The 6,140-nt window shown below is 64.7% G+C and carries 6 protein-coding genes; 5 read left to right on the forward strand and 1 reads right to left on the reverse strand.

The features are described 5' to 3' along the window. The first annotated feature begins 103 nt into the window (after window positions 1-103). Both Q1W26_RS18400 and Q1W26_RS18405 read left to right on the forward strand, forming a co-directional pair. On the forward strand, window positions 104-1,312 hold the full coding sequence (locus tag Q1W26_RS18400; protein ID WP_300443096.1) for an efflux RND transporter periplasmic adaptor subunit: 1,209 nt from the start codon (window positions 104-106) through the stop codon (window positions 1,310-1,312). Beyond that, entirely contained in the window at window positions 1,312-2,052 is a 741-nt protein-coding gene (locus tag Q1W26_RS18405; protein ID WP_300443097.1) for an ABC transporter ATP-binding protein, read from the forward strand. Before Q1W26_RS18400 ends, Q1W26_RS18405 begins: the two co-directional genes overlap by 1 nt. A gap of 5 nt (window positions 2,053-2,057) precedes the next feature. Here the strand turns inward: Q1W26_RS18405 and Q1W26_RS18410 are convergent, their stop codons facing one another. Further along, window positions 2,058-2,501, reverse strand: a complete 444-nt coding sequence (locus Q1W26_RS18410) for a CBS domain-containing protein (protein ID WP_300443098.1) — start codon at window positions 2,499-2,501, stop codon at window positions 2,058-2,060. 145 nt (window positions 2,502-2,646) lie between these two features. Between Q1W26_RS18410 and Q1W26_RS18415 the strand changes: the two genes are divergently transcribed. From Q1W26_RS18415 to Q1W26_RS18425, 3 genes are all read left to right on the forward strand, one after another. Next, window positions 2,647-3,810: an ABC transporter permease gene (locus tag Q1W26_RS18415; RefSeq protein ID WP_300443099.1), complete on the forward strand. Its 1,164-nt coding sequence runs from the start codon at window positions 2,647-2,649 to the stop codon at window positions 3,808-3,810. Further along, entirely contained in the window at window positions 3,810-4,979 is a 1,170-nt protein-coding gene (locus tag Q1W26_RS18420; protein ID WP_300443100.1) for an ABC transporter permease, read from the forward strand. The genes Q1W26_RS18415 and Q1W26_RS18420 overlap by 1 nt, the downstream gene beginning before the upstream one ends. Window positions 4,980-5,100: 121 nt before the next feature. Continuing rightward, complete coding sequence (locus Q1W26_RS18425; protein WP_300443102.1) at window positions 5,101-6,126, forward strand: 7TM-DISM domain-containing protein; 1,026 nt, start codon at window positions 5,101-5,103, stop codon at window positions 6,124-6,126. Window positions 6,127-6,140 lie beyond the last annotated feature (14 nt).

The following is a 6,140-nucleotide window of genomic DNA, read 5'->3' on the forward strand; positions in this document are numbered from 1 at the left end:
TAATTCATTGATTGTTTTGGTTTTGACGCGAATGCCGACGTCGTGGAGGCTGGCGCGCGCGCTGTAGAATGCTGGGCCAATCCCGCATTTTCAGGCTGTCGCCATGAGCGAAACCGATCTCTCGCCACTGCGTATCGACCGTCAGACCCCTCGCTCGCCAAAAAGTCGCCCCCGCAAGGGCTGGCTGATTGGCGGGCTGGCCGTGCTGGTGCTGGGCGGGTCGGCGATTTTTGCCGGGCTGAGGGCACCGGTCGGGGTCGAAACGGTGACGGTCGGCCAGGCCTGGCCCTACCAGGGCCTTACGGTGCTCAACGCTACCGGCTACGTGGTCGCCCAGCGCAAGGCGGCAATCGCCTCCAAGGCGACCGGACGGCTTGAATGGCTGGGTGTGCGCGAGGGCTCGGTCGTGAAGGCCGGCGAGCTCATCGCCCGGCTCGAGCAGCGCGACGTGGCGGCCCAGCTGCAGCAGGCCGCGGCCAATGTCGGCGTGGCGCAGGCCAACGTCGGACAAGTGCAGGCCGAGCTGCGTGACGCCGAACTGGCCTTCGGCCGCGCCCGCGATCTTCGCGCCCGCAATTTCGTGGCCCAGGCCCAGGTGGACCAGGCGGAGGCGCGGATGGTCAAGGCGCGTGCGGCCGTGGTTTCGGCCCGGGCGGCTGAAAGAGCCTCCGAGGCCGCCCGCCAGGCCGCGCAGGTGGCGGTGGCGCAAACCGAAATCCGTGCGCCCTTCGACGGCGTGGTGCTGACCAAGCACGCCAACGTGGGCGATCTGATCACCAACTTTTCGGCGGCCGCCGACAGCAAGGGCGCGGTGGTCAGCATGGCCGACATGAGCACGCTGGAGGTGGAGGCCGACGTGTCGGAATCCAGCCTCTCGAAGATCAAGCCGGGCCAGCCCTGTGAAATCCAGCTCGATGCTTTTCCCGAGTTGCGCTTTCGCGGTGAGGTGTCGCGCCTTGTGCCGACGGTGGATCGGGCCAAGGCCAGTGTGCTGACCAAGATCCGCTTCATTGATCCCGATCCGCGCGTTTTGCCCGAAATGAGCGCCAAGATCGCTTTTTTGTCCGAAGCGCTGGACGCCGCCCGGCGCCAGCCGCGGGTGGCCGTTCATGGCGAGGCGGTCGTCGCCGAGGGCGGCGCGAGTGCGGTGTTCCGGGTAGAGAACGGCGTGGCAAAACGGGTATCGGTCACGCCCGGCCCAAAGATCGGCGATCTTGTCGAGCTGAGCGGTGTGGCGCCTGGCGATACGCTGGTGCTGCGTCCGCCGGCATCGCTGCGCGATGGCGCAGCGGTAAAAACGGGCGGCAAGTGATGGCCGCGACCGAGCCCGTCGTGCGGCTGTGCAATGTGCACAAAACCTACCGGCGCGGTGTACAGGTGGTGCCGGTGCTGGCCGGCATCAGTTTTGACATTGCAGCGGGAGAATTCCTGGCGCTGATGGGGCCGTCGGGTTCGGGCAAGAGCACGCTGCTCAACCTGATTGCCGGCATCGACCGGGCCGACAGTGGCGAACTGGTGGTGGCGGGCGAAAACATCGCAGCCCTCGACGAAGCGGCGCTGGCCGACTGGCGGGCCCGCAACATCGGCTTCATCTTCCAGTTCTACAACCTGATGCCGGTGCTCAACGCGCGCGAGAACGTTGAATTGCCGCTGCTGCTGACCAATCTTTCAGGCCGGGAGCGGCGCCAGCGGGCCGAGTTTGCGCTGGGCATGGTGGGCCTTGCCGACCGCATGGATCACAGGCCGGGCGAACTCTCCGGCGGCCAGCAGCAGCGGGTGGCGATTGCCCGTGCGCTGGTGAGCGATCCGACCCTGATCGTGGCCGACGAGCCCACCGGCGATCTTGACCGGGAGTCGGCCGGCGAGGTGCTGCGGCTGCTCCAGCGCCTCAACCGCGAAGCCGGGAAGACCATCGTGATGGTCACCCACGACCAGCGGGCCGCCGAGGCGGCCCACGCGATCATGCATCTGGAAAAAGGGGAGCTTAAGACGGAGTGGCCGGAAGTGCGGCCAGAAGTGCGTCCGGCGGGCGAGGCGCTGCGCCGGACATGAAACGTTCAGGTTGTCATGCCACCGGCGATGTAGCCGGCAAGCTGGTCGATGGTGGCCTGCTGCTGTTCCATGACCGACTTGACCGCGTCGCCAATACTGATGATGCCCACCACCTTGCCATGATCGACCACCGGCAGGTGGCGCACATGGTTGTTGGTGATGATGCACATACAGTCGTCGATGGTGTGGGTGGGGGAAACAGTGAGCACGTTGGGCGTCATCAGGTCGCCGACCTTGGTGTCCTTAGAGGCGAGGCCCTTCAGCACAACCTTGCGGGCGTAGTCGCGCTCGGTGAAGATGCCCGCCAGCCGCGCGCCTTCCATCACGAGCACGGCACTGACGTTGCGTTCGGCCATGAGAAGGAGGGCCTGGAGCACGGTGGTGTCGGGGGTTACGGAGTAGTTCGCGTTGCCTTTGCTCTGAAGAATCTGTTGAACCGTCGCAGCCATAGTTTTTATCCCTCCTTTTTGTGTGTACCAATGGGCGCGGCGGCGCCGTGCCACCGGCTTTTTGAAGTGTATAGCTTGGCGCCTGTGCGGCAAGAGCGCAAGAGCTTGCGCGGGTTTTCGCACGCCTGGCGAGCGGGCTGACGAGATGACCGCCAGTTTCTTCAAGCTCATTGTGCTCAACGCCGGGCGCCACCGCCTGCGGGCGGGGCTGACGGTGCTCGGCATGGTGGTGGCGATCCTGGCGTTCGGGCTGCTCGGCACGGTGGTGGATGCGTGGTATGCGGGGGCCGAGGGGGCCGCGGCCAATCGTCTGGTGACCCGCAGCTCGATTTCGCTGGCGTTTCCGCTGCCGCTTTCTTACAAGGAGCGCATCCGCGCCGTGGATGGCGTGCGGGATATCAGTTGGGCGAACTGGTTCGGGGGAATCTACAAGGAGCCGAAAAATTTCTTTCCGCAGTTTGCGGTGGATGGCGAGAGCTACTTTCGCCTCTATCCCGAGTTTGTCGTGGGCGAAAACGCGATGCGTGATTTCCTGCGTGATCGCAAAGGCTGCATCGTCGGTCGCAAGCTGGCGGATGTCCATGGCTTCAAGGTCGGCGATACCCTGACGCTGAAGGGAACGGTTTATCCGGGCAACTGGGATTTCGTGATCCGCGGTATCTACGACGGCGCGAAGAAGGGCACCGACCAGTCGCAGATGTTCCTGCACTGGGCCTATCTCAACGAAACCGTGAAGGCGCGCATGCCCGGCCGGGCTGACAACGTGGGCGTGTTCATCGTCGAGGTGGAAGGGGCCGACCGGGTGGCGGCGGTGTCGCGGGCGATCGACCAGGAGTTCGCCAATTCACGGGCCGAAACCCTTACCGAAACCGAAAAGGCTTTTGCGCTCGGCTTTGTGGCAATGACCGAGGCCATCGTGGTGGCGATCCGCATCGTTTCCTACCTGGTGATCTTCATCATCATGGCGGTCATGGCCAACACGATGGCGATGACCGCCCGCGAGCGCACCGCCGAGTACGCCACCCTCAGGGCCCTGGGTTTTTCGCCGGCTTTCGTCGCGGCGATGATTTTTGGCGAGAGCCTGATGCTGGCGCTGGGTGGCGGCTTGATCGGCATCGCGCTGACTTTTCCGGTGGCGGCGGCCTTTGCGGCAAGAATGGGCACGCTGTTTCCGGTGTTCAACGTGTCCGAATCCACCGTGCTGCTGCAGTTCGGCTGTGCGCTGACGGTAGGTGTGGTGGCGGCGATCCTGCCGATGCGGCGGGTGGCGCGGCTGTCCATCGTCGATGGTCTGAGGGCGGTCGGCTGATGAAACCGATTCCGCTTTCCTACAGCCTGCGCAACCTTTGGGCGAGGCGCCTCACCACGGCGCTTACCGCTGGCGGCATGGCGCTGGTGGTGTTCGTGTTTGCCGCCGTGTTGATGCTCGACCAGGGCCTGAAGGAAGCCCTGGTGGATACCGGTCAGCCGGACAACGTGGTGGTGATCCGGAAGGGCTCGGAAACCGAGGTGCAGAGCGTCATCGAGCGCAGCCAGGCGGCGCTGGTCGAAAGCCTGCCGCAGATTGCCCGCGGCGCCGGGGGGCTGCCGCTGGTATCGCGCGAGACCGTGGTGCTCATCACCCTCGCCAAGCGCGACGGCGACAAGCCGGCCAACGTGATCATCCGTGGTGTGGGGCCGGCCGGTGCCGCGCTGCGTCCGCAGCTGCGGGTGGTGGAGGGGCGCATGTTTCGCCCCGGCTCCAGCGAAATCCTTGTCGGCAGCAGCATCGCCCAGCGCTTCCGGGGCATGGGGCTCGGCGATGCGGTGCGTTTCGGCGGGCGGGAGTGGCGGGTGGTGGGCATTTTTGAGGCGGGCCGGAGCGGTTTTGATTCCGAGATCTGGGGTGACGCCGACCCGCTGCTGCAAACCTTCCGGCGCAACGCCTTTTCGTCGCTGGTCTTCCGCTTGTCGGACGCGGCGGATTTTCCGGCGGCGCGCCAGACGCTCGACGCCGACCCGCGCCTTACGCTGGAGGCCAAGCTCGAGCGCACTTTCTACACCGACCAGTCGGCCATGCTGTCCAACTTCATCAACATTCTCGGCTTGACACTGTCGGTGATTTTTTCGGTGGGCGCCGTGATCGGCGGGGCCATCACGATGTACGCCGCGGTGGCCAGCCGCACCGCCGAGATCGGCACGCTGCGGGCGCTGGGGTTTCGCAGATCGAGCGTGATGGTGGCTTTCATGGTGGAAAGCCTGCTGCTGTCGCTGCTGGGCGGCGTGGCCGGGCTGGCGGCGGCGTCGCTGATGCAGGCGTTCACGATTTCCACGATGAACTGGCAGTCGTTTTCCGAGCTGGCTTTCAGCTTCCGGCTGACGCCGGCGATTGCCGTCAAGACGCTGCTCTTCGCGCTCGGCATGGGGTTTGTGGGCGGATTCATGCCGGCGGCGCGGGCGGCGCGGATGAAAATCGTCGATGCGCTCCGGGCGTCCTGAATGATGGCTGGCATCGTGAGGATTGGTAAGCATTCGCTGGCGCCGTGGGCCTGCTTTAGCATCATCGGCCGCTCAAGATTTTCAACCCCGGGATGTGTCGGTGTGCCCGGCACAATGCGCCATGCAAGCTGAATTCACCACCGACTCCCGGATCCGCCGCGTGTCCTCTTCAGGTCTCGATGCCGGAGGGGCGTTGGGTTCGTCGACGGCCAGCTTCATTCGTGTGCTGCTCGGGCTGCTGCTCCTGCTCCATGCGCTGCTCAGCGGCGCCTGCGGCCTCGATTCGGCGCCGCTTTCCGATGCCGAAAGCGAGCGTGTGCTCGATTTCGCAGAGCTGTCGGTGCTTAGGGATCCGGGGCGATCGTTGTCGATCGACGATGTTTCGGCGCCGTCCAGTGCCAGCCAGTTCAAAATCCTCAAAGGCGGTCTCGCGCTGGGCTTCACGACCGACGTGGTGTGGCTGCGGATCTGCATCCGGCGCGCGCTGTCGGCCGGCCCGGAGTGGTGGCTGGATTTCAAGGGCCCTTTCGCGGATGACGTGCGCCTGTATTCGCAGCGCGCCGGCGAGCGTGGCGGCTGGCACGAATCCCGTGCCGGAGATCGCTACCCGATGAGTGCGCGCGAGCTGCCCTATCGCACGATCGTCTTTCCGGTGGAGTTGCCTGCCGAGGCGCCCGGCGTTTTTTACATGCGTATCGAAACCAGTTCGATGATGGCCACCGCAATTACGGCCTGGACGCCTAAGGCTTTTCGCGCCCAGGCCCAGAAGGATCTGCTCATGATCGGGGCCATGCTGGGTTTCGTGCTGGCGATGGGGCTGGCCAACCTGGCCAACCTGGCCAACGGGCTGTGGACCGGCCAGCGTCTTTACCTGGGATTCGCGGCCTTCACGGCGGTCATTTTTGTCGTGCTGGTGTCCGGGTATGGTCTTCTTGCCCAGTATTTTTTTCCTGACAGCACGTGGATTCCCAATGCCGCACTGAATATCAGTTTCTGCGTTTTTCTCGGCGGAGCCCTTTTGATGGTTCGCATTCCCTTGAGGCTGGCCGAGTATTTTCCGCGCATCAACCGGGGGCTGCCTTATGTTGCGGCGGTCATTGCACTGGTAAAGCCGCGCGCGATAAACGCTGAGGGTGAGGTGCGATAAATGGGAGGTCCGCG

Source organism: Zoogloea sp., from assembly GCF_030157465.1.
Taxonomy (GTDB): Bacteria; Pseudomonadota; Gammaproteobacteria; order Burkholderiales; family Rhodocyclaceae; genus Zoogloea.

Bases quoted from the DNA above. Each gene is read 5' to 3' on its own strand.
- Q1W26_RS18400 (WP_300443096.1), top strand. From the start codon at position 104: ATGAGCGAAACCGATCTCTCGCCACTGCGTATCGACCGTCAGACCCCT.
- Q1W26_RS18405 (WP_300443097.1), top strand. From the start codon at position 1,312: ATGGCCGCGACCGAGCCCGTCGTGCGGCTGTGCAATGTGCACAAAACC.
- Q1W26_RS18410 (WP_300443098.1), bottom strand. From the start codon at position 2,501: ATGGCTGCGACGGTTCAACAGATTCTTCAGAGCAAAGGCAACGCGAAC.
- Q1W26_RS18415 (WP_300443099.1), top strand. From the start codon at position 2,647: ATGACCGCCAGTTTCTTCAAGCTCATTGTGCTCAACGCCGGGCGCCAC.
- Q1W26_RS18420 (WP_300443100.1), top strand. From the start codon at position 3,810: ATGAAACCGATTCCGCTTTCCTACAGCCTGCGCAACCTTTGGGCGAGG.
- Q1W26_RS18425 (WP_300443102.1), top strand. From the start codon at position 5,101: ATGCAAGCTGAATTCACCACCGACTCCCGGATCCGCCGCGTGTCCTCT.